This window comes from Enterobacter chengduensis, from assembly GCF_001984825.2.
GTDB classification, from domain to species: domain Bacteria; phylum Pseudomonadota; class Gammaproteobacteria; order Enterobacterales; family Enterobacteriaceae; genus Enterobacter; species Enterobacter chengduensis.
Genome location: NZ_CP043318.1, coordinates 1,358,115 through 1,380,063, shown reverse-complemented (window position 1 = coordinate 1,380,063; position 21,949 = coordinate 1,358,115). Strand labels below are relative to the sequence as shown.

The window sequence follows — 21,949 nt, the reverse complement described above, 5'->3', positions numbered from 1 at the left end:
CCTTAATTCAGTATTTGAACGGCCGCGCCGGGCTGCACGCGCTGCGCGCCGTCAGTAATTGCTCGCTCACCGAACTTTACGCCGGAGGCAATCTGAAACTGCTGGCCGATCTGTCCGGCAACCTTCAGCGGGCGCATTTCGGCTTTACCGTCGGCATTCACCACCCAGGCAAAGAAACCGTCGCCGTTCTGCTGTACGGCGGCGGCGGGCAGGATCAGTACCGGCTGCTCGCTTGCCGGGCGCAAATACACGTTCACATTGCCGCCGGGCAGCAGCTGATGGCGCGGATTGGCAAACTCGGCGCGCAGCATCACGCTGGCGGTGCGCGGGTCGATGCGGTTATCCACCGACGTCAGCTCGCCGCTGACGCGCTGGCCGTTGCTGTCGATCAGCGCCTGCCAGGCCTGCTTCATGGCGCGGATATCCGCATGCTCTCCGGCTTTGGTGGCAAACGCGCCCTCTTCCAGCGCAAAGGCGATGCGGATCGGGTCAAGCTGTACGACCTCCACCAGCACGCCGCTTGCGGGATTCACCAGGCTGCCAACGTGGAACTGGCTATGCCCCACGCGACCGTCATTCGGCGAGGCGATTCGGGTGTAGGTCAGGGTCACGTTGCGGGCGTCGAGCCGGGCTTTTGCCTGCTCCAGCGCGGCGCTTGCCACGTCCCGCTGCATGCGGGCGTTGTCCACGTCATGACGGCTGATGGCCTTACTGCTGCCCAGGCTTTCAAAGCGGGACAGCTGCTGCTGAGCCTGGCGCAGCGTGGCTTCGGCGCTTTTCACTTCGGCCTGCGCGAGGCGCAGGGCGGCGCGCGGCTCGGCGTCGTCCAGCTCGAACAGCACGTCGCCTTTTTTCACGTACTGCCCGTCGCGGAAGTGAATTTTGGTAATGACGCCTTCCGTACGCGCGCGCAGCTCAACGGTGTGGATGGCCTCGATGCGGCCCGGGATCTGCCGTTCGGCGGCGTGGGCGGTCTGCTCGACGGTGGCAACGCGCACGGGAATGGCGGCGGCAAATGTGGGCTGCAGGGTGCAGGCGAGGAGCGCGAACAGGAGCGGGAGTTTCATGGGGGTACCTCAGCGTGATTTCACCCCTCACCCCGGCCCTCTCCCCAAAGGGGCGAAGGAGAAAACAGCACCGGGCGGTCCCCTCTCCCCGGTGGGGAGAGGGTTAGGGTGAGGGGTAAGGTTTTCGTTATGCAGCCTTACGGAACCTGCGGGTCAGTCGCTTCTCGATTTCGACGACGAAGAACATCGCCGCTGCAACCGCCAGGGTCACAAACCAGTAGCGCAGCGGCAGCGCTTCGGTGCCGAACAGCATCTGCATAAACGGCAGGTAGATAATCGCCGCCTGAAGCAGGAACAGCACGCCCGTCACCAGCCAGATCCCTTTATTCGCCAGCAGGCCGCGGTTGAGGGAGAACCCTTCGGTGTTGCGGCAGTTAATCATGTACACCCACTGGGCGCAGACCAGCATCTGCAGCAGCACGGTGCGGATGAATTCCGCGCTGTGGCCGCGCGGGGCCAGCCAGGCTTCCAGCGCGAAGGCGGCGATGGCAATCATGGTGCCGACGAAGGCCACGCGCCAGACGGCGTAGGCGTCCATCACGTGCTGTCCGGTCTGACGCGGCGGACGGCGCATGATGTTGCGCTCGGCGGCCTCAAAGGCCAGCCCGAAGGAGAGCGTGGCGGAGGTCGCCATGTTCATCCACAAAATCAGCACCGGCGTCAGCGGAATGATGTTCCCCGCCAGCAGCGCAATCACAATCAGCAGCCCCTGCGCCAGGTTGGTCGGCATGATGAACAGAATCGTCTTCTTCAGGTTGTCGTAAACGCGACGCCCCTCCTTCACCGCGCTGGCGATGGTGGCGAAGTTATCGTCCGTCAGGACCATATCCGCCGCCTCTTTGGTCACTTCCGTGCCCTTGATGCCCATGGCGATGCCGACGTCAGCCTGACGCAGCGCCGGGGCATCGTTCACGCCGTCACCGGTCATGCCGACGATTTCACCTTTGTCCTGCAGCGCTTTCACCAGGCGCAGCTTATGCTCGGGGCTGGTACGGGCAAAGATGTCGTACTTCACCGCCGCGTCCGCCAGCGTAGCGTCGTCCATCTTCTCCAGCTCATAGCCGGTGACCGCCTGCTCGCTGTTGCTGATCCCCAGCATCTGGCCGATGCTCATCGCCGTCTGCGGGTGATCCCCGGTGATCATCTTCACGCGGATCCCCGCCTGCTGGCAGGCGTTAATGGCGTCAATCGCTTCCGGGCGCGGGGGATCCATCATCCCGGCTATGCCGAGGAAGATCAGGCCGTGGCTCAGGTCGTCGTGCGTCAGTTCCTGTTCGCCGTTTGCAGGCTTAAACGCCGCCGCAACCATGCGCAGCCCCTGACGCGCATAGCGCTCCATCTCGCTTTCCCAGTACACGCGGTTGAAGGCGTCCGCACCGTGGCGGGTCTGCTGCTGCGCGCACAGGGCGAAAATGACGTCCGGCGCGCCGGTGATCAGGATTTGCTCCTCACCGCCAATCTGGTAGTGGGTGCTCATGTACTTGTACTGCGAGTCGAACGGGATCTTATTGACCAGCGTGGTCATGACCGGCTCAAGGCTGGCCTTCGCCGCCAGCACCTTCAGCGCGCCCTCGGTCGGGCCGCCGGTGATGCCCCACAGGCCGCGCTCGTCCTGAATCAGCTGGCTGTCGTTACACAGGTCGATGGTGCGCAGGTACTGCTCCAGCACGGTGCCCGGCTGGATGTGGACCGGCTCGTCGCTGCCTTCCAGGTAGATGTTGCCTACCGGCTCGTAGCTGTTGCCGTCCACGCGGTAGCAGGCGTCGGCGGTGATGATGGCTTTAACCGTCATCTCGTTCATCGTCAGGGTGCCGGTTTTATCCGAGCAGACTACGGTCATCGCGCCGAGCGTTTCAACCGTCGGCAGCTTGCGGATAATCGCCCGCTTGCGCGCCATCGCCTGCACGCCCAGGGAGAGAATAATAGAGATAATCGCAGGCAGACCTTCCGGCACGGAGGCCACCGCCAGGCTAATCAGGGAGAGCAGCAGCTCGCCCATCGGGATCTCGCGGAACGCCAGGCTGAAGACAAACAGCGCGGCCATCATCGCCAGAATAATCGCGAAGATCGCCTTACCCAGCTTGTCCATCTGCACCAGCAGCGGCGTGCGATGTTTTTCAATGCCCGCCATCATCTGGTTGATATGGCCGAGTTCCGTCTCCTGACCGGTCGCGGTGACCACGCCAACGCCGCCGCCCGCGCTCACGGTCGTCCCGGAGAAGACCATGTTGGTGCGATCGCCCAGCGGTAATTCGCCGCTCAGCTGATTAACGTGTTTATCCACCACGGTGGATTCGCCGGTCAGAATCGCCTCTTCCACGCGTAAATTATGCGCCTCAATTAAACGCATATCCGCCGGAATACGATCCCCGGCGCGTAATACAATAATATCGCCCGGGACTATATCAGTCGTCGGTATGGTTTCATGGTTGCCATTGCGAATAACGCGCGCCTCGCTGGAGAGCATATTACGAATACTCTTCAGCGATTTTTCCGCGTTACTTTCCTGAATATGGCCAATTAAGGCATTGATTACCGCCACGCCCAAAATAACCAGCGTATCGACCCAGTGGCCCATTACTGCCGTTAATACGGCGGCGGCCAGCAGGACATAAATCAATACATCATTAAAATGGGCTAAAAAACGCAGCCAGGCAGGCTTGCCTTTTTTCTCCGGCAGCGCGTTGGGCCCTGTTTTTTGCAGACGCGCCTGCGCCTCTGCACGATCCAGACCGCTGGCCTGGCTCTGCGCGTGAGCGAGCACCTGCTCTATGGTCTGCTGGTATGCCAGCCCGCCGGAAGGCGGCATGTTTGGGGAGCGTTTTTTTTCGGTCATCGTATTTTTCCTTCAATATCCGGTGAACAGAAGCCTGAATTCCTTTCTGGCTAAATAAATTCGCTTTAAAGTCTTGCGGGTAAATTTGATCTACCGCAATATAATGACTTCTCGGTTATTCAAAACTGATTAAAACTAATTTGACGACCTGATTTTTACAAAATGTTTCTAAACCAATACTAAACGAGGGGGAACCATGTGGGGTATTTATCGCGGACGCCGACTGGTGTTATATATCATCGCAGCCATTGTTATTGCCACGTTAATTGGTTATAGCACCTATACATTTGTAAAATTATTTTCCTGATAAAGACATTTATTTACACAACGCGATATTAATATAAATATCGGGCTGCGTTTTGTTATTTATTCGCAAAATAATCTCTTCATATTATTCAATGACGCCAGAGTGGCTGATATTGCTTTACGTTACAGGATGCCGGACAATGACATTTTTAACTGACGATTAACATTACGATGAAACACCCGTTAGAATCGCTGCTTACGGCAGGCGGCATTTTATTGCTGGCCCTGCTCTCCTGCCTGCTGTTACCCGCGCCGTCGCTGGGCCTGGTGCTGGCGCAGAAGCTGGTTCAGACCTTTCACATGGTCGATCTGAACCAGCTTTACACCATTCTGTTCTGCGTGTGGTTTTTACTGCTGGGCGCCATCGAATTCTTCGTACTGCGTTTCGTCTGGCGCCGCTGGTTTTCACTGGCGTCGTGAGCCCACAAAAAAGCCGGGTGGCGGCTACGCCTTACCCGGCCTGGATGCGGCATGTTAATGCGTCTGGCTATGGTTCTCTTTGCGGTACGCCCCAGGCGGCTGGTTGAACGTCCGGGTGAAGATGCGGGTAAACGTCTGCTGCGAGTCAAACCCGTACCGCAGGCAGATATCGTACACCCGCGCGTCGGACTCACGCAGATCGCGTGCCGCCAGCAGCAGCTTGCGTTCACGGATGTAGCGCCCCAGGCTCTCCCCTTTGTACTGCATAAACAACCGCTGAAGGTGCCACTTCGAGTAACCCGCGTGGCGGGCAATCTCTTCGATACGTAATGGCTGGTGCAGGTTGTCGTCGATCCATTCGACGATAGTGTCGATGACTTGAGCGGAAATGGTCATACTGCTGTCCCCCTCTGCTTCTTGCTTAAACATTATTCCCACCACGCGCGAAAGGTCTGCGTGGCGTCATTCACCCGGACGGGCTCGCCCAGTTCAGGCGTGAGCAACCGATAATTTTTACCCTGGCTGGCTTTTGCCAGCTGGATCAGCGGATCGTTCCACGCGTGTTTCGCCAGCACGAAGCGCCCGTTATGCCCGGGCACCACGGCTTTCGCGTTCAGATCCGCCGAGGCCTGCGCCGTTTCCTCCGGCAGCATGTGGATGTATTTCCAGTCCTGGTCGTACTGGCCGTTTTCCATGATGGCTAAATCCACGCCGCCAAACTGCTCGCCGATGGCCTTAAAGTGCGGGCCGTAACCGGAATCCCCGCTGTAGTAAACCTTCTGGGCTGGCGTGACGAACATAAAGCTGCCCCACAGGGTCTGGTCACGCTTGATGCCGCGCCCGGAGAAGTGGCGCGCCGGCAGCACGTGCACCGTCAATTCATCGCTGATGCGTACCGACTGGTTCCAGTCGCGCTCGTCAATAATTTCAGGCTTCATCCCCCAGTAGCGCAGGTGTGACCCTACCCCAAGCGGCGTCACCACGCGCTTCACCTTCGGCAGTAGCGCCCGGATGGTGGCGTAATCCAGGTGATCGTAGTGATCGTGCGAGATAATCAGCAGGTCGATCGCCGGCATGCCTTCAGCGCGCCACGGATACTCGCCGTCAAACGCTTTATTGAGAAACGAGAACGGCGCGGCATAGTTGCCGAGCACCGGATCGATCAGGATGCGTTTGCCCGCGAGCTGCAGATACCACGAGGAGTGGCCGAGCCACACCAGGGTGTCCTGCTCCAGAGGCAGGCTCGCCAGATGGGTTTTCACCAGCGGCAGCGGCTGAGCCGGGCGGGCGTTTTCGGTTTTACGGGTCAGAAATTGCCACCACGCCACAAGCATATTTTGTTGCCCGGTAAAGCCAGGCGTCGGCAGCGTATTGTGGAATTTCCCCTCGCGATACTGTGGGGAGGCCTCCACTTCAGTGAGCCGTTCACCCTGAGGCGGCTGGCCGAATCCGGCATTCAGAACAAACGGCAAACTCGCGGCTGAAGCAATAATCATGATTAACACCACGCAGATGAAGAGAGGTTTTTTCATATCCTGACCCGAAAACGCGCCCCATCCGACGGTGTGCGCAGGGTAAACTTGATTATGAGTGAGTAAGCACTCATTATAGATATGATGATAAAGTCGTCAAGACGTTTTCGATCTTTGACATTCCGCGTTGCAGCGTGTCAAAGCACGTGTTTCAATCAGGGTTTTTATAATTGACAGGAGGAAAAATTTAGTGGCACGTCCGAAGAGTGAAGATAAAACACAGGCCTTACTGGAAGCCGCAACGGCGGCGTTTGCACAGTCAGGCATTGCCGCCTCAACGGCGCTTATTGCCCGCAGGGCGGGCGTCGCCGAAGGCACCCTGTTCCGCTACTTTGCTACGAAAGACGATCTGCTGAATGCCCTCTATCTGCACCTGAAGCAGGATCTCTGCCAGACCATGCTGGCGAACCTCGATCGCACCATCACGCTGCCTAAAGAACATACCCGCAATATCTGGAACAGCTATGTGGACTGGGGCATTCGTAACCCGGTTGCGCATGCGGCGATTCGCCAGATTGGCGTCAGTGAAAAGCTGAGCGCCGAGACGGAACTGGCGGTGAAAGAGATGTTCCCGGAGCTCCATGAACTGTGCCGTCGTTCGGTGCGCCCGGTGTTTATGTCGGATGAATTTAAGACCTTTGGCGATGCGCTGTTCTTATCGCTGGCGGAAACCACCATGGAGTTTGCCACCCGCGATCCTTCCCGTGCCGTTGATTTTAAATCGCTGGGTTTTGAGGCCATGTGGCGCGGGCTGGCTCAGGAGGAGAGCGATGGACAGTAAGTCCCTGCAGGAGCACGCGAAGCGCGTCGCGCTGGAGATGCCTTTTACCGAACACTGCTGGCCGTTCGGCCCGGAGTACGACGTCTTCAAAGTCGGCGGGAAAATTTTCATGCTGATGGCAACCGTACGCGGACGGCCGCACGTTAGCCTGAAATCCGATCCGGAAAAATCACTGTTAAATCAGCAGATCTACCGGGGCGTTGAGCCGGGTTACCATCTGAACAAAAAGCACTGGATTTCGCTGTACGGCACCGAGGACGTGACGCCAGAACTGGTTGCCGACCTCATTAATGATTCCTGGAATCTGGTCGTCGATAAGCTGCCGAAAAAAGACCAGAAGTGGATACGCCCGGCCTGATTGTTCGTCTGAGACGAACAGATTAAACGCTCGAATTGCACTTATCTTTTTTCGCGTCCCGCTGTAATCTGCTCTCCTTTCGCGCCCGCGAGCGGGCGAATTTCATCACCAGGAGTTGTTATGGATATCATTTCTGTCGCCCTGAAACGCCACTCAACCAAGGCGTTCGACGCAAGCAAAAAACTGACCGCAGAAGAAGCGGAAAAAATCAAAACCCTGCTGCAGTACAGCCCGTCCAGCACCAACTCCCAGCCGTGGCACTTCATTGTTGCCAGCACCGAGGAAGGAAAAGCGCGCGTGGCGAAATCCGCCGCGGGAACCTATGTGTTCAACGAACGCAAAATGCTGGATGCGTCTCACGTGGTGGTGTTCTGCGCGAAAACCGCGATGGACGATGCCTGGCTGGAGCGCGTTGTGGATCAGGAAGAGGCCGATGGCCGTTTTAACACGCCAGAAGCCAAAGCCGCGAACCATAAGGGCCGCACCTATTTCGCCGACATGCACCGCGTAGACCTGAAAGATGACGACCAGTGGATGGCGAAGCAGGTTTACCTGAACGTCGGCAACTTCCTGCTGGGCGTGGGCGCAATGGGTCTGGACGCGGTACCGATTGAAGGTTTCGACGCCGCAATTCTCGACGAAGAGTTTGGCCTGAAAGAGAAAGGCTTTACCAGCCTGGTGGTGGTACCGGTTGGCCATCACAGCGTGGAAGATTTCAACGCCACGCTGCCGAAGTCTCGCCTGCCGCTGAGCACGATTGTGACCGAGTGCTAATCCCGATGGGCCGCCCCGCGCGGCCCGTTACGCTTTACTGATGACCAGTCTGCGATGCGGATGGACATCACGATCGTTTCCCCAGGCAAACGCAATCCAGCGCTCTTCCAGTTCAGCGTATGAACTCACTGGTGTTAATTCCCACTCTGCGCCTACCGTACCGTCCGCCACGCTTATCTGGTAATTCATGCTGAACGCCCAGTCTATCATCCGCAACCAAAACCGCTGCCCGTCTCCCGTTTGCTCGCTGTCTGAGACCACGATGTCGTATTCACTGAGCACCCACTGAAAGAAAAGTTGTGGCAACCCGCTGATAACGGATTGATGGACCGCGCGGGGCGTACGCCAGACCATCACTTGCGTGGCGGCCCCGTGAGGAAAGGTAATTTCTCTATGAAACGTCAGCTTCACGGCATATGCCGTATAAGGCTTACCGTCGTCGGTCATCACGAGACGGTATTCATCGCTATAGCGCGACTTCAGAAGCCGATACCCCACAGGCAACAAAAAACCTGGCAGATGAAAATCCACCGTGCCCCGCAACAGAAACGCTTCAGTATGTTCAACGTTTTGAGTGGTAAGCCCAAGTTTTTGGCTAAATTCTGCGGAATCAATCATTAGTGGCGACATCGGTGGTTTCTCATTGCGTAAGTATAGTCCACTTCACTACTCATCTAAATGATGTAGATTCAGCAGGTTGGTCTCATTCAGACCTTATCTTACGCAATGTGAACCGACACGGCAGGAGCCGTGCTGATTCCCTGAAAGCCCCTCGCAAAAAACCTATTTCCCCTGCGACGACAGCCATGCCATTGCCCGCTCCCCCGCTTCATCCACCGGGAGGTACACCAGCAGCCGGGACCCGTTTCGCGGCGCGGAGTACCAGTACATCTGCTGCAGCGTAAAATCCCCCAGCTCGGGATGGGTAAACAGCTTGAGCTGGTTCTCCACGCCGCGCACGTCGTTGCGCTGGTGCCACAGCGTTTTGAACTCCTCAGACACCGCAAAGAAGCGCGCCAGTTTGGCTTCCCACAGCGGGTCACCCCGGTGTTCGGCCATCGCCGCGCGGAAATAGGAGACAAAGATGGGCAGCACGTCGTCGCGCCTGCCGAGGCGCGCGCGCCACGCCGGATGGGTGAGGAACAGGTAAATACAGTTGCGATCTTCCGGCGGGATGGCATTGAAATCCACACCCATCAGGTGCCCGAAGCTGTCGTTCCACGCCACGATGTCGAAATTCGGTTTCTGGATGCTGGCCGGTTTCGGCATCAGCGTATCCAGCAGGCGGCGCGTGCCTTCGCTGATCCCCTCGCAGCAGACCGCCTGCGGCGCTTCACCCGGCGGCAGCCCGGCTAGCACGAACAGGTGCCGGGCCTCGGTCGGGGTGCATTGCAGCGCTTTCGCCACCGCGGCCATCACCGCGCTGGACGGATTGACGTCCCTGCCCTGCTCAAGCCAGGTGTACCAGGTCACGCCCACGTCAGCGAGCATCGCCACCTCTTCCCGCCGCAGACCCGGCGTGCGGCGGCGACCGCTGCGCGGCAGCCCGAGTCGCTGCGGGTCGAGGCTTTCACGCCGCGCGCGTAAAAATGCGCCCAGCTGCTTTCGCGTGTCATCCTGAAGTGAGGTAACAGGTTCAGACATCAAGGCCATAAATCCCCCTGCATGGTAGTACCAGTACCAGTATAAGCAAGAACTGGTACCCGTTTATCAGATGGTTGATGCTACGACCATCTGATGAATGACGCAATGGAGTTACCATGAATACGTCAGTTGTTTCACCGGGCCGCGCTGGCCTGATATTGCTGCTTACCGGCCAGATGCTGCCGATGATTGATACCTCAATCACCAACGTGGCGCTGGACGCCATCACCCATTCACTGCAGGCCACCGCCACCGAGCTGGAGCTGATTGTCGCCCTCTACGGCGTGGCCTTCGCCGTCTGCCTCGCGCTCGGCAGCAAGCTGGGGGATAACCTGGGCCGCCGTCGCCTGTTTATGTGGGGCGTGGCGAGCTTTGGCCTGGCCTCGCTGCTGTGCGGTTTGGCGGGGAACATTGAGCAGCTGCTGGCCGCGCGCATCGTACAGGGTGCGGGTGCCGCCCTGATCGTGCCGCAAATTCTTGCCACGCTGCACGTGACGCTGAAAGGTACGGCGCACGCGAAGGCCATCAGCCTGTTTGGCGGCATCGGTGGGATCGCGTTTATCGTGGGCCAGATGGGCGGCGGCTGGCTGGTGTCGGCGGATATCGCCGGGCTGGGCTGGCGTAACGCCTTCTTTATCAACGTGCCGATCTGCCTGGCGGTGCTGGCGCTGAGCCGCCGCTACGTGCCTGAAACCCGTCGCGAGACGCCGTCACGCATCGACTGGACGGGTACCGTGCTGCTGGCGATTATGCTTTGCTGCCTGCTGTTCCCGATGGCGCTCGGTCCGCAGTGGCACTGGTCCTGGCCGCTGAAGGCGATGCTGCTCGCACTCGTCCCGCTGGCCTGGCTGATGGCACTCAATGCGCGTAAAAAAGAGCGCGAGAATGCCCACCCGCTGATCCCGCCGCGCCTGCTTGCGCTTCGCAGCGTCCGCTTTGGCACGCTGATTGCGGTGCTCTTTTTCAGCGTCTGGTCCGGATTTATGTTCTGTATGGCGCTGACCATGCAAACCGGTCTGGGGATGGCGCCCTGGCAGTCCGGGAACAGTTTTATCGCCCTTGGGGTGACCTATTTTATCTCCGCATGGTTCGCGCCGCGGCTGATTGCTCGCTACAGCACCGGCACCATTTTGCTGACGGGGCTGGCGATCCAGATTACTGGCCTGCTGGCGCTGATCGCCACGTTCCGCTACTGGGGCGTGCAAAATACGGCCCTGACGCTGGCACCTGCGACCGGGCTGGTTGGCTATGGGCAGGCGCTGATCGTGAACAGCTTCTACCGCATCGGGATGCGCGATATCAAGCCTGACGACGCGGGCGCCGCGAGCGCCATTCTCAGCACGCTGCAGCAGGCCGCGCTGGGGCTTGGACCGGCCATTTTTGGCGCCATTTTGCTGCACGCGCTGCAGAACCATCACGGAGATTACACCCAGGCAGTGAACGTCTTCCTGACGGTGGAAACGGCCATGATGGTCGTGCTGGCCCTGGCGACGCTGCGCATGCGCCATCGCCTGTGCCTGCCCGTCGCGAAAGTCTGTCAGACCGCCAAATAGGTTCGCGAATTTGCATAATAGATCCGCAGCCGCCATTATGGGGCTGCAACAATACAGGAGACGTTATGCAGGAATTAATTGCTCAGGTTGAAGAGTTAGGCATTGAAATTAATCACACCACCTCTTTAGTGATTATCTTTGGTATTATTTTTCTTACCGCCATCATCCTTCATTTTATTCTGCACAAAGTGGTGCTTCGCGCTTTCGAAAAGCGCGCGCAGGCCAGCAGCCATTTGTGGCTGCAGATCATTACCCAGAATAAATTATTTCACCGCCTGGCGTTTACCCTTCAGGGGATAATCGTCAACGTACAGGCCGTACTGTGGCTGCAAAAAGGCAGCGAAGCGGCGGAGATCCTCACCACCTGCGCGAAGCTGTGGGTGATGGTGTACGCCCTGCTCTCCTTCTTCTCGCTGCTGGACGTGATTTTTAATCTGTCGCAGAAAATGGCCACCGCGTCACAATTGCCGCTGAAAGGGATTTTCCAGGGCATCAAGCTGGTGAGCGCGATCCTGGTGGGGATATTGATTATCTCCCTGCTGATCGGCCAGTCCCCGGCGATTCTGATCAGCGGCCTGGGCGCCATGGCGGCGGTATTAATGCTGGTATTTAAAGACCCGATACTGGGGCTTGTCGCAGGCATTCAGCTTTCCGCCAACGACATGCTCAAGCTTGGCGACTGGCTGGAGATGCCGAAATACGGCGCCAACGGCACGGTGACGGACATTGGGCTGACCACCGTTAAGGTGCGCAATTTCGATAATACCATTACGACCATTCCGACGTGGGCGCTGGTCTCCGACGCCTTTATCAACTGGAGCGGGATGTCTGCCTCCGGCGGGCGACGCATTAAGCGCAGCCTGAATATCGATACCACCAGCATTCATTTTCTCGACGAGCAGGAGCAGCAGAAACTTATTCAGGCAAAACTGCTGAAGCCCTATCTCGCCGCGCGACACGAGGAAATAAACCTGTGGAATCAGAAAAACGGCGAAGGGGAGTCGGTATTAAACCTGCGCAAGATGACCAATATTGGCACCTTTCGCGCCTACCTGAATGAATATCTGCGCAACCATCCGCGCATTCGTAAAGATATGACGCTGATGGTGCGCCAGCTGGCACCAGACGCGAACGGTCTGCCGATTGAAATATATGCCTTCACCAATACGGTGGTCTGGGCGGAATATGAGGAAATTCAGGCCGACATTTTCGACCATATTTTCGCGGTGGTGGATGAGTTTGGGCTGCGTATTCACCAGTCCCCGACCGGGAATGATATTCGATCCCTGGCGGGCGTTATCGCCAGATAATCCGTTTGTAGGCCCGGTAAGCGACGCGCCACCGGGCGTGAAGACGGGTGCGGTCTGGCGCCCTCTCCCACGGGGAGAGGGAGAAAACCGTGCTACTTGTTACGGGAAAGCTTAAACGCCACAAACAGGAACACCACCCACACCGGCAGCAGCATCGCCGAAAGACGCATCTCGTCCATGGTGCACATCAGCACCAGAATCAGCCCCAGGAAGGCGATACAGAGGTAGTTCCCCGCAGGATAAAGCAGCGCTTTGAACTGCGTCTCGCGTCCCTTACGGCGCATCGCGGCGCGAAAGCGCAGGTGCGCGAGGCAGATCATAATCCAGTTCAGCAGCAGCGTGGCGACAACCAGCGCCATCAGCAGGCCAAACGCCGCTTTTGGCAACAGGTAGTTGATCAGCACAACTAAAGACGTAATCGCCCCGGAAAGGAGCAGCGAATTGATCGGCACGCCTCGGCGGCTGACGCGGGTGAGGAACTTCGGCGCGTTGCCCTGCACGGAGAGGCCGAACAGCATACGGCTGTTGGAGTAAACCCCGCTGTTATAGACCGACAGCGACGCCACCAGAATGACGAAGTTGAGCGCTGAGGCGACCACGTTGCTGTTCAGATCGTGGAAAATCATCACGAACGGGCTGCTGTCGGACTTCACTTCCACCCACGGGTAGAGCGCCAGCAGCACCACCAGCGAGCCGATGTAGAACAGCAGAATACGGTACACCACCTGGTTAACCGCTTTTGGAATGCTTTTATGCGGGTCGCGCGCTTCCGCGGCGGTAATACCAATCAGCTCTAATCCACCGAAAGAGAACATGATCACGGCCAGGGAGAGGATCAGCCCTTTCCAGCCGGTGGCGAGGAAGCCGCCGTGCTGCCACAGGTTGTCGATCGTGGCGCGCTCGCCGCCGTGGCCGGAAAACAGCAGCCACAGCCCAAAGCCGATCATCCCGATAATCGCCAGCACCTTGATCAGCGCAAACCAGAACTCGGTTTCGCCATACAGGCGCACGTTGACGAGGTTAACCGCGTTAATAATGATGAAGAAGGCCGCCGCCCAGATCCACGTCGGGACATCCGGCAGCCAGTACTGCATGTAAATGCCTGCGGCGGTCAGCTCCGCCATCCCCACCAGCACGAACATGACCCAGTAGTTCCAGCCGGACAGGAAGCCGGCAAACGGGCCCCAGTATTTATAGGCAAAGTGCGCGAAGGAGCCTGAAACCGGCTCTTCAACAACCATCTCGCCAAGCTGGCGCATGATCAGGAAGGCAATAATCCCGGCGATAGCGTAACCCAACAGAACCGCCGGGCCAGCCATCTGAATCGCGGGGCCAATGCCGAGGAACAGCCCGGTACCGATGGCACCGCCGAGGGCAATTAACTGAATATGTCGATTTTGCAAACCACGTTGCAGCGTCGGATTCTGGTCCGACGTGGCTTCGGCACTACCCTGGCCTGAAGCGGATGACGCGTCTTTCACGTCCTACCCCTGTCTCTTTTTTAGAAGGGGCACGTTTTAACACTTCATGCTGGAGGTAGCAAGGGATTGGGGCATCCGTGCCCCGGATAACGAGGTGGAACGCTTAAAACGCGTAGCCAACCGAGACCTTAAAGGTTCGCGGTTCACCCTGCGTGATGTAGGTACCGGAATCGTCCACGCTAGCCCAGTAGTTTTCATTGGTCACGTTGTCGATGCCCGCGCGGACGGTCATCTGGTTTGCATTGTGGTTCACCGCGAAGCGATAGCGCATCCCCAGATCCAGCGTGGTGTAGCTGTCCAGCTTTTTGGTGTTTGCCAGGTCAGCGTACTGTGCCCCGGAGTGGTTCACGCGCGCGGTCGCGGTTAGACCGTCAATCGGCTTGATGTCGTACTCTGCACCCAGCACGGCGTAAAAGTTCGGGACACCGATCGCATCGTTACCCTGATTCACGCCATTTTTGGTTTTGGTGAGCTCGGCCTGCAGCCAGGTGGCGCTGGCGTTCAGGCGCATCCCCAGCGCTGGCTCGCCGAAGACGTTTAGCTCCACGCCACGGTTACGCTGTTCGGCGTCCAGTCCATAGTGACCGCTGTCGTCAAGGATCGCCGACGGCATTTTGATTTCGAACAGCGCAAGCGATCCGCCCACGCGGCCAAAGTCCGCCTTCACGCCCACTTCGTTCTGCTTCGAGTGGACGATACCGGTGCTCTGGCCGTAATTGGTGGCGCTGTTGGGCGCGGTTTTGCCCGGCTGTAGCGCCTCGGTGTGGTTGGCATAAAGAGAAATCGGCTCCCACGGCTTATAGACCACGCCGTAGGTGGGCATCCAGCGGCTGCCGTCGAAGCCGTCCGCCGCATTTTCTGCACCAGTCACTTTGTTATATCCGCGGATAACCACTTTCTGATGGCGCGCGCCAGCGGTGAACAGCAGCTTGTCGTCCAGTACGCCCAGCGTATCGCTCAGCAGCCAGCCCTGGGTGCGGGTGCGCCCGCTGGTCAGCGGATCGCTGTATTTGCCGCCTGAGCCGTTGAAGTTGGTGCTGTCCGGCATATCAACGCCTGTGTTGTGATAGATGTTGGTGGTCGGGTTATCCTTCGCCGCCGACATTTTCCACGCGATTTTTTCGTTTTTGGTCATCGCCGAATAGCCAACGTTAACCTTGTGCGAGACGAAGCCGGTAGTGAAGTTGCCGCGAATACCCGCCATGCCGCTGACGGCATCGCTGATGCGGTTGGTATCAAGACGGCTGACCGTTGCCTTACCGCTTTTATCAACCAGCTTCGGCGCGCTGTAGATCCCTTCTTCGTGCGCGTGCTGTGCGCCAAGACCGGTGTAGGCGGTCCAGCCGTCGGTGATGTCGTACTCGCTGCGCCACATCCCAAATTCGTTTTCGATGTTGCTGTAGGCCCACTTCTGCGAGAAGTTACGATCGTTTTTCGGCGGTTCGGGCACGAAATCGACCGCCGAAATATTCACGCTGGTCGGGCTGCCGTGGAAGGTTTTCTTCTGATAGCCCAGATCCAGCGAGGTGCGGAAGCGGTCACCGCTGTAATCCAGACCGGTTGAAAGCAGCGTGGTGCGGCGGCGGTCGTTCGGTATGCCGGTTTCCCCTTCGCGATGGACCAGGTTCACCCGCGCGCCAAACTGGTCGTCGTCGCCATAGCGACGGCCCGCATCCAGCGTCGTGCCTATCTGGGAATCCGAAGTGTAGTCCACGCCGACTTTAGCCTGCGGGAGTTCCCCCGCATGTTTTGGCTCAAGGTTGATCATCCCGCCCACGCCGGAGCTTGCCGCGCCGTTCATCAGCGAGTTAGCCCCTTTGAAGATCTCAATGCGGTCGACCATCTGGGTATCCACCACCTGGCGCGGCAGCACGCCGGACAGGCCGCCAAAGGTCATATCGTCGCCGTCAAACTTCAGGCCACGGATGCGGTAGGTTTCCGCGCTGTTGCCGTACCCCTGAACGAACTGCACCCCGGCGTCGTTAGCGACGACATCGGCTATGGTTTTCGCCTGCTGATCTTCTACCAGCTTCGAGGTATAGCTGATGATGTTAAACGGCACGTCCATGGCGTTCTGCTGGCCCAGCATCCCCATACGCCCGCCGTTCGCCACCTGTCCGTCAAGGAAGGCCGGTACCAGCTGGTCACCACCGGGTTTGAAATCGCCGGCAGGGGCAGATTGCACAACGAGGGTGTCCTCTTTTTGATCCTCCGCCGCGAAGGCGGAATGCGTCACCGCGCCAACGGCGAGCGCCAGCAGCGTTTTGTGTATGTTGGTGTTGTTCATCGTTAACTCATTTGAAAGTGCGCGCAAAAAACGACCCGTTATCGGGCCTTAGAGTATGTTGACTGCAATGCAAATGAGAACTATACGCATTATCCATGCGTTAGCAAGCGTCACCGCGCTCATGAGGGAGGCGTGGAGAGAAAGTCAGGGGAACAACCACCCCGTTTCGGGGTGGGTAAAATCATAAAACGCGCGCGGTGCCCGTAATATCTATACGTACCGCCGTGCCCGGGTTCCATCCTGGCTGGCTGATGGTCTTGAGGATCACGGGCTGCTGCTGTCCGGGTAGCCCCAGGGTGAGCGTCGACAGCTGGCCGGTAAAATCCACATCAAGAATCGAGATCGGGCTTTCGTGCGATGCACATGCCGTCACGAGTAGTTGCTCAGGGCGCATCATCACCTTGCCCTCTCCAGCCGCATGGGCGCTATCCGTTGGCACGTTACCCAGCGCGCATAGGGCATACCCGGCACCCAGCTGGGCAGGCATGATCACGGCATCGCCAAGAAATAGCGCCGTCTCTTCATCAACGGGACGCGTGTAGACGTCATAAGGCGTACCGACCTGCGTGAAGCGTCCGGCGCGCATGACGGCCACCTGCGTGGCAAAAGACAGCGCTTCGTTCTGATCGTGGGTGACCAGAATCGAGGCAACGCCCGCTTCGGCAAGCAGGTCCGCCGTTGCCTTACGCGTCATGGCGCGCAGGCCGGTATCCAGCGCCGAGAACGGTTCATCAAGCAGCATCAGCGAAGGACGCTGGGCCAGCGCACGGGCAAGCGCCACGCGCTGCTGCTGTCCGCCGGAAATCTCATGGGGCCAGTGCGTTGCGAGCTGCCGGTCCAGAGAGACCATCTCCATCAGCGCCTCAACGCGCTGGCGCTTCTCGTGACGGGTGCCGTCCAGCCCCCAGGCAATGTTGTCTGCCACGTTGAGATGCGGAAACAGCGCGCCCTCCTGAGGCACAAAGCCAATCCGGCGCAGGTGGGCGGGAACAAAACGGTTTTCATCAAACAGCGTGCTCCCCTGCATGACAATACGCCCCGTGTCAGGCGTTTCGAACCCGGCAAGAATGCGCAGCAGCGTGGTTTTTCCCGACCCGGACGGCCCGACAATCGCCGTCCTGCTCCCCGGCGCAACGCTCAGGTTTAAGCTGTCGAGCACCTGCACATCAGAAAACGATTTAGAAATGGCGGTTAATTCAAGCATGTCATAGCCCTGCAATTTTTTTCGACTGCATATAGAGAATGGCGGTCAGCGGGAGTGAAATCAGGATCATCAGCATCGCGTAAGGCGCGGCGGCAACATAGTCAATTTCACTGGTCAGCGCCCAGAATCCGGTGGAGAGCGTGCGCGTGCCCAGGGGAGAGAGCAGCAGCGTGGCGGTCAACTCGTTGCTGACGCCGAGGAAAACCAGCGCCGCACCCGCAGCCGCACCCGGCGCGGCCAGCCGCATCGTGACGCTCCAGAGCGCCTTTGCAGGCGTGCTGCCCAGGCTGCGCGCCACGTTTTCCAGCTCAACCGGCGCCTGCGCAATGCCCGCCCGCAGGTTGATGAGCGCACGGGGCATAAACATCAGCAGATAGGCCAGGAACAGGGTGATTTCCGTCTGATAAACAGGACGGGCGTAGTGAATGGTGACGGTGACCAGCGCCAGCGCGGTGACAATCCCCGGCAGCGAGCTGGTGATATAGATGCACCCCTCCAGCATCCGGAAGATACGGCGGGGATAGCGGATCCCAAGCCACGCGATGGGGATTACGCACGCCGTCGTCAGGAGTGCGCCGCCCACGCCGAGCATCAGCGTCTGGCGCAGCGAGTGCCAGAGATCGGCACTCATCCAGTTTTGCACGCCGCCGAGCCAAATCCAGCGGCACAGGACGATTAACGGCACGCCCAGCGCCAGAACGATCAGCACAATGAAAAACAGCTGGCCCAGCGCGGCAGCCGCTGGCTTCAGCGGCCAGCGTTTCTGCTCGCGCGCGGCCCCGGCACCAATGCGCGCGTAGCGTGCTTTCCCGCGCGTCACCCCTTCCAGCACTAAGATCGCCAGACAGCACAAGGCCAGCACGCCCGCCAGCATGTTCGCCGCCGGGCCGCTGAAGGTAGACTGAAACTGATCGTAAATGGCCGTGGTGAAGGTATCGAAGCGGATCATCACGTACAGGCCGTACTCCGCCAGCAGGTGCAGCGCCACCAGCAGCGCGCCGCCGCAGATAGCCAGCTTGAGCTGGGGCAGCACCACGCGGAAAAAGACCCGCCACGGCGGCGTGCCGAGCGACGCGGCGACATCTTCCAGCGTCGGGTCAAGGCGACGCAGCACCGCCGCAACCGGCATAGTGATAAACGGATAGTAGGCCAGAACGGAGAGGAACACGCCCGCGGAAAGGCCATGCATGGACGGCACCACGCTCACCCAGGCGTAGCTTTGCACAAACGCCGGGATCGCCAGCGGCGCAACCGCCAGCGCGGACCAGAGGCGTCGCCCGGCAAGCTGCGTGCGCTCGGTGAGCCAGGCGATTGCCACGCCCGTCACGATACACAGCGGAACCGCTAAGGCCGTCAGCCACAGCGTGTTGCTGAGCAGCTCGGCCACGCGGGGGCGGAACACCAGCGTCTTAATGGTTTCCCAGCCGGTCTCAATGCCAATGGCAATGATAAAACCCAAAGGCAGAAGCGCCATTAATGAAAACAATACGGCTAACGCAACCATCGGCAGCGCAGGGCGCCTGCGGGCAGGCGCCTGCACGCTGTTTTTTCCGATGTCGAGACTCAGACCAGACATAAGACCTTCACTTCACTCTCAGGATCACAGCAGACCGGCTTGCGTCATCAGCTCGATAACCTTTTTACCGTTGAGCGTTGAAGGTTCAACTTTCGGTGCATCCAGATCTTTCAGCGGGACCAGCTTCGGGTTGGAGGCCGCGTTCACGCCCACCGCATATTCAAAGGCATTGTTGGTGCGCAGGCTTTCCTGACCTTCTTTGCCGGTAATGTATTTAATGAAGGCCTGCGCCTGCGCTTTGTGTTTGCTCGACGCCAGCACGCCGCCGCCAGAGAGGCTCACAAACGCGCCCGGATCCTGGTGTTTGAAGTAGTAGAGCTGGGTGTTTTTGCTGTTTTCGCCGGTTTTGGACTGGTCGACAAAGCGGTAGTAGTGATAGATCACGCCGCCATCAATCTGACCGGCATTGACCGCTTTCATCACGGTGCTGTTGCCTTTATAGGCAACGAAGTTGGCTTTCATCGCCTTGAGCCATTCCAGGGTAGCCTTTTCGCCCTTCAGCGCCAGCATTGCGCTCACGATGGCCTGGAAATCCGCGCCTGACGGCGATGCCGCCCAGCGGCCTTTCCACTCGGGTTTTGCCAAATCCATCAGCGACTTAGGCAGCTGCTGTTCACTCAGTTTTGCCGGGTTATAGACGAATACGGTGCTGCGGGCGGCAATGCCGATCCAGCGGCCGTGCGCCGGGCGGAACTCTGCCGGTACCTGATTCAGGGTGCCTGCATCCAGCGGGGCAAACAGGTTGGCGTTATCCACCAGCACCATCGACGGCGAGTTTTCCGTCAGGAACACGTCTGCAGGCGAGGCGCTGCCTTCCTGAACCAGCTGGTTACCCAGCTCGCTGTCATCACCATTACGCAGCGTAACTTTAATCCCGGTTTCTTTGGTAAAACCGTTCACCCACGACTTCACCAGGTTTTCGTGCTGCGCGTTATAAACAACGATATCTTCGCTGTTGTCGGCGGCAGCCGATTGTGTAGAAAGGAAAAGGGATGAAGACAACAAGGCAAGCGAGAAGCAGGACAGCAGGCGAGAATTCATGAACATATCCTTAATAGAGCAACGGAAATAATGACGCATAGCTTTGTGGGACAGGATTAAAGCATACAACAACGCTAATGATAATTAGTATCAATCCACTTTACGCGTAAAAGTGTAAAATTTCTTTATGGCTGGGGTTTAAATGATAAAAATCCAGATTTAAAAAACGGATTAAATAAAGATTAAGAAAACATTAAGAGCAGAGCTAAGGAATATTAATTAGGCGTCTATTGATTACGCGGTTATTTATCTGGAATGAGAAAATAAGAGTGCCCGTGGCCGTTCGAAAGGGAATAGTGAGAGAAGTGATCCTACCCACGTAATGTGAACACAGCCCTAAGCGAGGTTCTGGTTTTCAAGCTGTTCCATGCTGAGTCCGACACAGGCACTGTGACGGCGCCACCGATTGTAATCGCACTCGATATAATTAAATACCGTCGTCCGCATTATTTCCCTGCTGATAAAGCGTTCACCGTGGATACATTCGACTTTCAGCGAGTGGAAGAAGCTCTCCACACACGCATTATCGTAACAGCAACCCTTTGCGCTCACGCTGCCGCGCAGGTTATGCCGTTGCAGTAGCGCCTGATAATCCGCTGAGCAGTACTGCCCGCCACGATCTGTGTGGACGATGACATCGTCCGGGCGTTTACGTTGCCACAACGCCATCTGTAACGCGTCGCAGGCCAGCTGTGGCGTCATCCGAGATGACATTGACCAGCCGATAACGGCACGCGACCACAGGTCGATGACGACAGCCAGATACTGCCAGCCTTCATCAGTGCGAAGATAATTGATGTCTCCTGCCCGCTTCTGGTTCGGGCCGATGGCGTTTGAGACGGGCATTTTCAGCGGCGAGTTCGTTTTCGCGGTCAGAGGATGAGAGCTGTTGCTGCTGTTTACTGCGTCAGTTATAGAGCTGCGATTTATACAGGCCGAGCTCGCGGGCTGCAGCGGCAACACCAATGCGCTCAGCGAGTTTAAGGGCTTCCTGACGGAATTCAGGCGAGTGCTGCTTGCGTGGCTTTTTGGTGGTTGATGCTGGTTTTGTCATGTGAGTCACCTCTGGCTGAGAGTTTACTCACTTAGTCGCTTGTCCACTATTACTGGGTAAGATCACAGCACCAGGACATCAGCGCTCTGTTTGTCTGCTTTCTCAATCAGTACTTGTCTTGCATCATCAATCGACACTTCATTGAAAGTGTTAACAGTACCGGTTTTTTCATACTGCGATGCTATTTTCTCGAATTCATTTTTCGTCAGCAGCTCAGCAGCAAAGGCATTGGTTGTAAACAGAAACGCGGCTCTCAACAAAATAGCAGTCGTCTTTTTCATAACCTTTTAATCAGCAACGACGAAAATCCTCCCAACGATGACGAGGTGTATTGAGCAAGGTAGAGAATTTCAGGAAATTCCACATGTTAAGGAGATTTTTTTATAACAACCCATTGCATGAAATAACTTACGAATATTAAGAATAGTTGTAAATGCGCACAGGGCCAGCCCTTCAGGTTACAATAATATAATATTTGCCCCCCCAAACAGTGCCTCCTTTCAATGTTGGCTGACTTTCCAACAATCAAGAAATAGTGATAACACCGATTAACAATTATTTTAATGTGGCACATATCACCGCAAACGAATAGCAAAAAAACAATCAGTTACAACGAAAAACACCATAAAAACATTTAGCTGGGGATACTTTAGGCAAGTAATGTCAATGACTGACTGGGTAACAAAATGATTGATTTATAGACTTGCCGCCTGGAAAATCCATAC

General features: G+C 57.6%; 19 protein-coding genes and 1 pseudogene. 6 read left to right on the top strand and 14 right to left on the bottom strand.

Annotated elements, in window-relative coordinates:
• Nucleotides 1-2 precede the first annotated feature (2 nt).
• Together FY206_RS06845 and FY206_RS06840 are read right to left on the bottom strand one after the other, a co-directional pair.
• A complete protein-coding gene (locus FY206_RS06845; RefSeq protein ID WP_032638667.1) occupies nucleotides 3-1,067 on the bottom strand; it encodes an efflux RND transporter periplasmic adaptor subunit in 1,065 nt (354 codons plus the stop codon).
• A 127-nt stretch (nucleotides 1,068-1,194) separates the two neighbouring features.
• Nucleotides 1,195-3,903, bottom strand: coding sequence for a cation-transporting P-type ATPase (locus FY206_RS06840; RefSeq protein ID WP_077064101.1), 2,709 nt, complete (start codon nucleotides 3,901-3,903; stop codon nucleotides 1,195-1,197).
• A gap of 477 nt (nucleotides 3,904-4,380) precedes the next feature.
• Here FY206_RS06840 and FY206_RS06835 point away from each other — a divergent pair, with 477 nt between their 5' ends.
• A complete protein-coding gene (locus FY206_RS06835; RefSeq protein ID WP_013097677.1) occupies nucleotides 4,381-4,629 on the top strand; it encodes a DUF1158 domain-containing protein in 249 nt (82 codons plus the stop codon).
• Nucleotides 4,630-4,683: 54 nt separating this feature from the next.
• On the opposite strand, the gene FY206_RS06830 is transcribed toward FY206_RS06835, so the two are convergent.
• Nucleotides 4,684-5,025 carry a RamA family antibiotic efflux transcriptional regulator gene (locus FY206_RS06830; RefSeq protein WP_010428317.1) on the bottom strand — a complete coding sequence of 114 codons (342 nt, stop codon included), beginning with the start codon at nucleotides 5,023-5,025 and terminating at the stop codon, nucleotides 4,684-4,686.
• 32 nt (nucleotides 5,026-5,057) lie between these two features.
• The gene (locus FY206_RS06825; RefSeq protein WP_032638662.1) at nucleotides 5,058-6,161 is read right to left on the bottom strand and encodes an MBL fold metallo-hydrolase; all 1,104 of its coding nucleotides are present in this window, start codon (nucleotides 6,159-6,161) and stop codon (nucleotides 5,058-5,060) included.
• 190 nt (nucleotides 6,162-6,351) lie between these two features.
• On the opposite strand from FY206_RS06825, the gene FY206_RS06820 reads away from it, so the two are divergent.
• From FY206_RS06820 to nfsB, 3 genes are all read left to right on the top strand, one after another.
• The gene (locus FY206_RS06820; protein ID WP_077064103.1) at nucleotides 6,352-6,942 is read left to right on the top strand and encodes a TetR/AcrR family transcriptional regulator; all 591 of its coding nucleotides are present in this window, start codon (nucleotides 6,352-6,354) and stop codon (nucleotides 6,940-6,942) included.
• Nucleotides 6,932-7,300 carry an MmcQ/YjbR family DNA-binding protein gene (locus FY206_RS06815; RefSeq protein WP_032638657.1) on the top strand — a complete coding sequence of 123 codons (369 nt, stop codon included), beginning with the start codon at nucleotides 6,932-6,934 and terminating at the stop codon, nucleotides 7,298-7,300. The genes FY206_RS06820 and FY206_RS06815 overlap by 11 nt, the downstream gene beginning before the upstream one ends.
• A 120-nt stretch (nucleotides 7,301-7,420) precedes the next feature.
• Complete coding sequence (gene nfsB / locus FY206_RS06810) at nucleotides 7,421-8,074, top strand: oxygen-insensitive NAD(P)H nitroreductase (RefSeq protein ID WP_024906901.1); 654 nt, start codon at nucleotides 7,421-7,423, stop codon at nucleotides 8,072-8,074.
• 27 nt (nucleotides 8,075-8,101) lie between these two features.
• Here nfsB and FY206_RS06805 read toward each other — a convergent pair whose 3' ends face one another.
• Both FY206_RS06805 and FY206_RS06800 read right to left on the bottom strand, forming a co-directional pair.
• Entirely contained in the window at nucleotides 8,102-8,704 is a 603-nt protein-coding gene (locus tag FY206_RS06805; RefSeq protein WP_032638654.1) for a hypothetical protein, read from the bottom strand.
• Between the two features lie 153 nt (nucleotides 8,705-8,857).
• Nucleotides 8,858-9,727: a helix-turn-helix transcriptional regulator gene (locus tag FY206_RS06800; RefSeq protein ID WP_032638652.1), complete on the bottom strand. Its 870-nt coding sequence runs from the start codon at nucleotides 9,725-9,727 to the stop codon at nucleotides 8,858-8,860.
• A 107-nt stretch (nucleotides 9,728-9,834) separates the two neighbouring features.
• On the opposite strand from FY206_RS06800, the gene FY206_RS06795 reads away from it, so the two are divergent.
• Together FY206_RS06795 and FY206_RS06790 are read left to right on the top strand one after the other, a co-directional pair.
• Nucleotides 9,835-11,271, top strand: coding sequence for an MFS transporter (locus FY206_RS06795; RefSeq protein ID WP_032638650.1), 1,437 nt, complete (start codon nucleotides 9,835-9,837; stop codon nucleotides 11,269-11,271).
• A gap of 65 nt (nucleotides 11,272-11,336) precedes the next feature.
• Nucleotides 11,337-12,581, top strand: a complete 1,245-nt coding sequence (locus tag FY206_RS06790) for a mechanosensitive ion channel family protein (RefSeq protein ID WP_032638648.1) — start codon at nucleotides 11,337-11,339, stop codon at nucleotides 12,579-12,581.
• 92 nt (nucleotides 12,582-12,673) lie between these two features.
• On the opposite strand, the gene pheP is transcribed toward FY206_RS06790, so the two are convergent.
• The 8 genes and pseudogenes from pheP to yahO form a co-directional block, all read right to left on the bottom strand.
• A complete protein-coding gene (pheP, locus tag FY206_RS06785; protein ID WP_032638645.1) occupies nucleotides 12,674-14,062 on the bottom strand; it encodes a phenylalanine transporter in 1,389 nt (462 codons plus the stop codon).
• Between the two features lie 103 nt (nucleotides 14,063-14,165).
• Nucleotides 14,166-16,349, bottom strand: a complete 2,184-nt coding sequence (locus FY206_RS06780; protein ID WP_045890417.1) for a TonB-dependent receptor — start codon at nucleotides 16,347-16,349, stop codon at nucleotides 14,166-14,168.
• A gap of 181 nt (nucleotides 16,350-16,530) precedes the next feature.
• A complete protein-coding gene (locus FY206_RS06775; RefSeq protein WP_032638641.1) occupies nucleotides 16,531-17,553 on the bottom strand; it encodes an ABC transporter ATP-binding protein in 1,023 nt (340 codons plus the stop codon).
• A gap of 1 nt (nucleotide 17,554) precedes the next feature.
• Nucleotides 17,555-19,129 (bottom strand): ABC transporter permease, encoded by a 1,575-nt coding sequence (locus tag FY206_RS06770; RefSeq protein WP_032638638.1) that lies wholly within the window; start codon nucleotides 19,127-19,129, stop codon nucleotides 17,555-17,557.
• Nucleotides 19,130-19,153: 24 nt separating this feature from the next.
• Nucleotides 19,154-20,170, bottom strand: coding sequence for an iron ABC transporter substrate-binding protein (locus tag FY206_RS06765; protein WP_032638635.1), 1,017 nt, complete (start codon nucleotides 20,168-20,170; stop codon nucleotides 19,154-19,156).
• A gap of 336 nt (nucleotides 20,171-20,506) precedes the next feature.
• A pseudogene (locus FY206_RS06760) lies at nucleotides 20,507-21,004 on the bottom strand (IS3 family transposase); the annotation flags it as partial.
• A gap of 73 nt (nucleotides 21,005-21,077) precedes the next feature.
• Nucleotides 21,078-21,224, bottom strand: a complete 147-nt coding sequence (locus tag FY206_RS25900; protein WP_425535987.1) for a transposase — start codon at nucleotides 21,222-21,224, stop codon at nucleotides 21,078-21,080.
• 62 nt (nucleotides 21,225-21,286) lie between these two features.
• Nucleotides 21,287-21,505: a DUF1471 family periplasmic protein YahO gene (yahO, locus tag FY206_RS06755; protein WP_032642487.1), complete on the bottom strand. Its 219-nt coding sequence runs from the start codon at nucleotides 21,503-21,505 to the stop codon at nucleotides 21,287-21,289.
• Nucleotides 21,506-21,949 lie beyond the last annotated feature (444 nt).

Coding starts and splice junctions, on each gene's coding strand:
- FY206_RS06845 (WP_032638667.1), bottom strand. CDS start 1,067: ATGAAACTCCCGCTCCTGTTCGCGCTCCTCGCCTGCACCCTGCAGCCC.
- FY206_RS06840 (WP_077064101.1), bottom strand. CDS start 3,903: ATGACCGAAAAAAAACGCTCCCCAAACATGCCGCCTTCCGGCGGGCTG.
- FY206_RS06835 (WP_013097677.1), top strand. CDS start 4,381: ATGAAACACCCGTTAGAATCGCTGCTTACGGCAGGCGGCATTTTATTG.
- FY206_RS06830 (WP_010428317.1), bottom strand. CDS start 5,025: ATGACCATTTCCGCTCAAGTCATCGACACTATCGTCGAATGGATCGAC.
- FY206_RS06825 (WP_032638662.1), bottom strand. CDS start 6,161: ATGAAAAAACCTCTCTTCATCTGCGTGGTGTTAATCATGATTATTGCT.
- FY206_RS06815 (WP_032638657.1), top strand. CDS start 6,932: ATGGACAGTAAGTCCCTGCAGGAGCACGCGAAGCGCGTCGCGCTGGAG.
- nfsB (WP_024906901.1), top strand. CDS start 7,421: ATGGATATCATTTCTGTCGCCCTGAAACGCCACTCAACCAAGGCGTTC.
- FY206_RS06805 (WP_032638654.1), bottom strand. CDS start 8,704: ATGTCGCCACTAATGATTGATTCCGCAGAATTTAGCCAAAAACTTGGG.
- FY206_RS06800 (WP_032638652.1), bottom strand. CDS start 9,727: ATGGCCTTGATGTCTGAACCTGTTACCTCACTTCAGGATGACACGCGA.
- FY206_RS06795 (WP_032638650.1), top strand. CDS start 9,835: ATGAATACGTCAGTTGTTTCACCGGGCCGCGCTGGCCTGATATTGCTG.
- FY206_RS06790 (WP_032638648.1), top strand. CDS start 11,337: ATGCAGGAATTAATTGCTCAGGTTGAAGAGTTAGGCATTGAAATTAAT.
- FY206_RS06780 (WP_045890417.1), bottom strand. CDS start 16,349: ATGAACAACACCAACATACACAAAACGCTGCTGGCGCTCGCCGTTGGC.
- FY206_RS06775 (WP_032638641.1), bottom strand. CDS start 17,553: ATGCTTGAATTAACCGCCATTTCTAAATCGTTTTCTGATGTGCAGGTG.
- FY206_RS06770 (WP_032638638.1), bottom strand. CDS start 19,129: ATGTCTGGTCTGAGTCTCGACATCGGAAAAAACAGCGTGCAGGCGCCT.
- FY206_RS06765 (WP_032638635.1), bottom strand. CDS start 20,170: ATGAATTCTCGCCTGCTGTCCTGCTTCTCGCTTGCCTTGTTGTCTTCA.
- FY206_RS25900 (WP_425535987.1), bottom strand. CDS start 21,224: ATGACAAAACCAGCATCAACCACCAAAAAGCCACGCAAGCAGCACTCG.
- yahO (WP_032642487.1), bottom strand. CDS start 21,505: ATGAAAAAGACGACTGCTATTTTGTTGAGAGCCGCGTTTCTGTTTACA.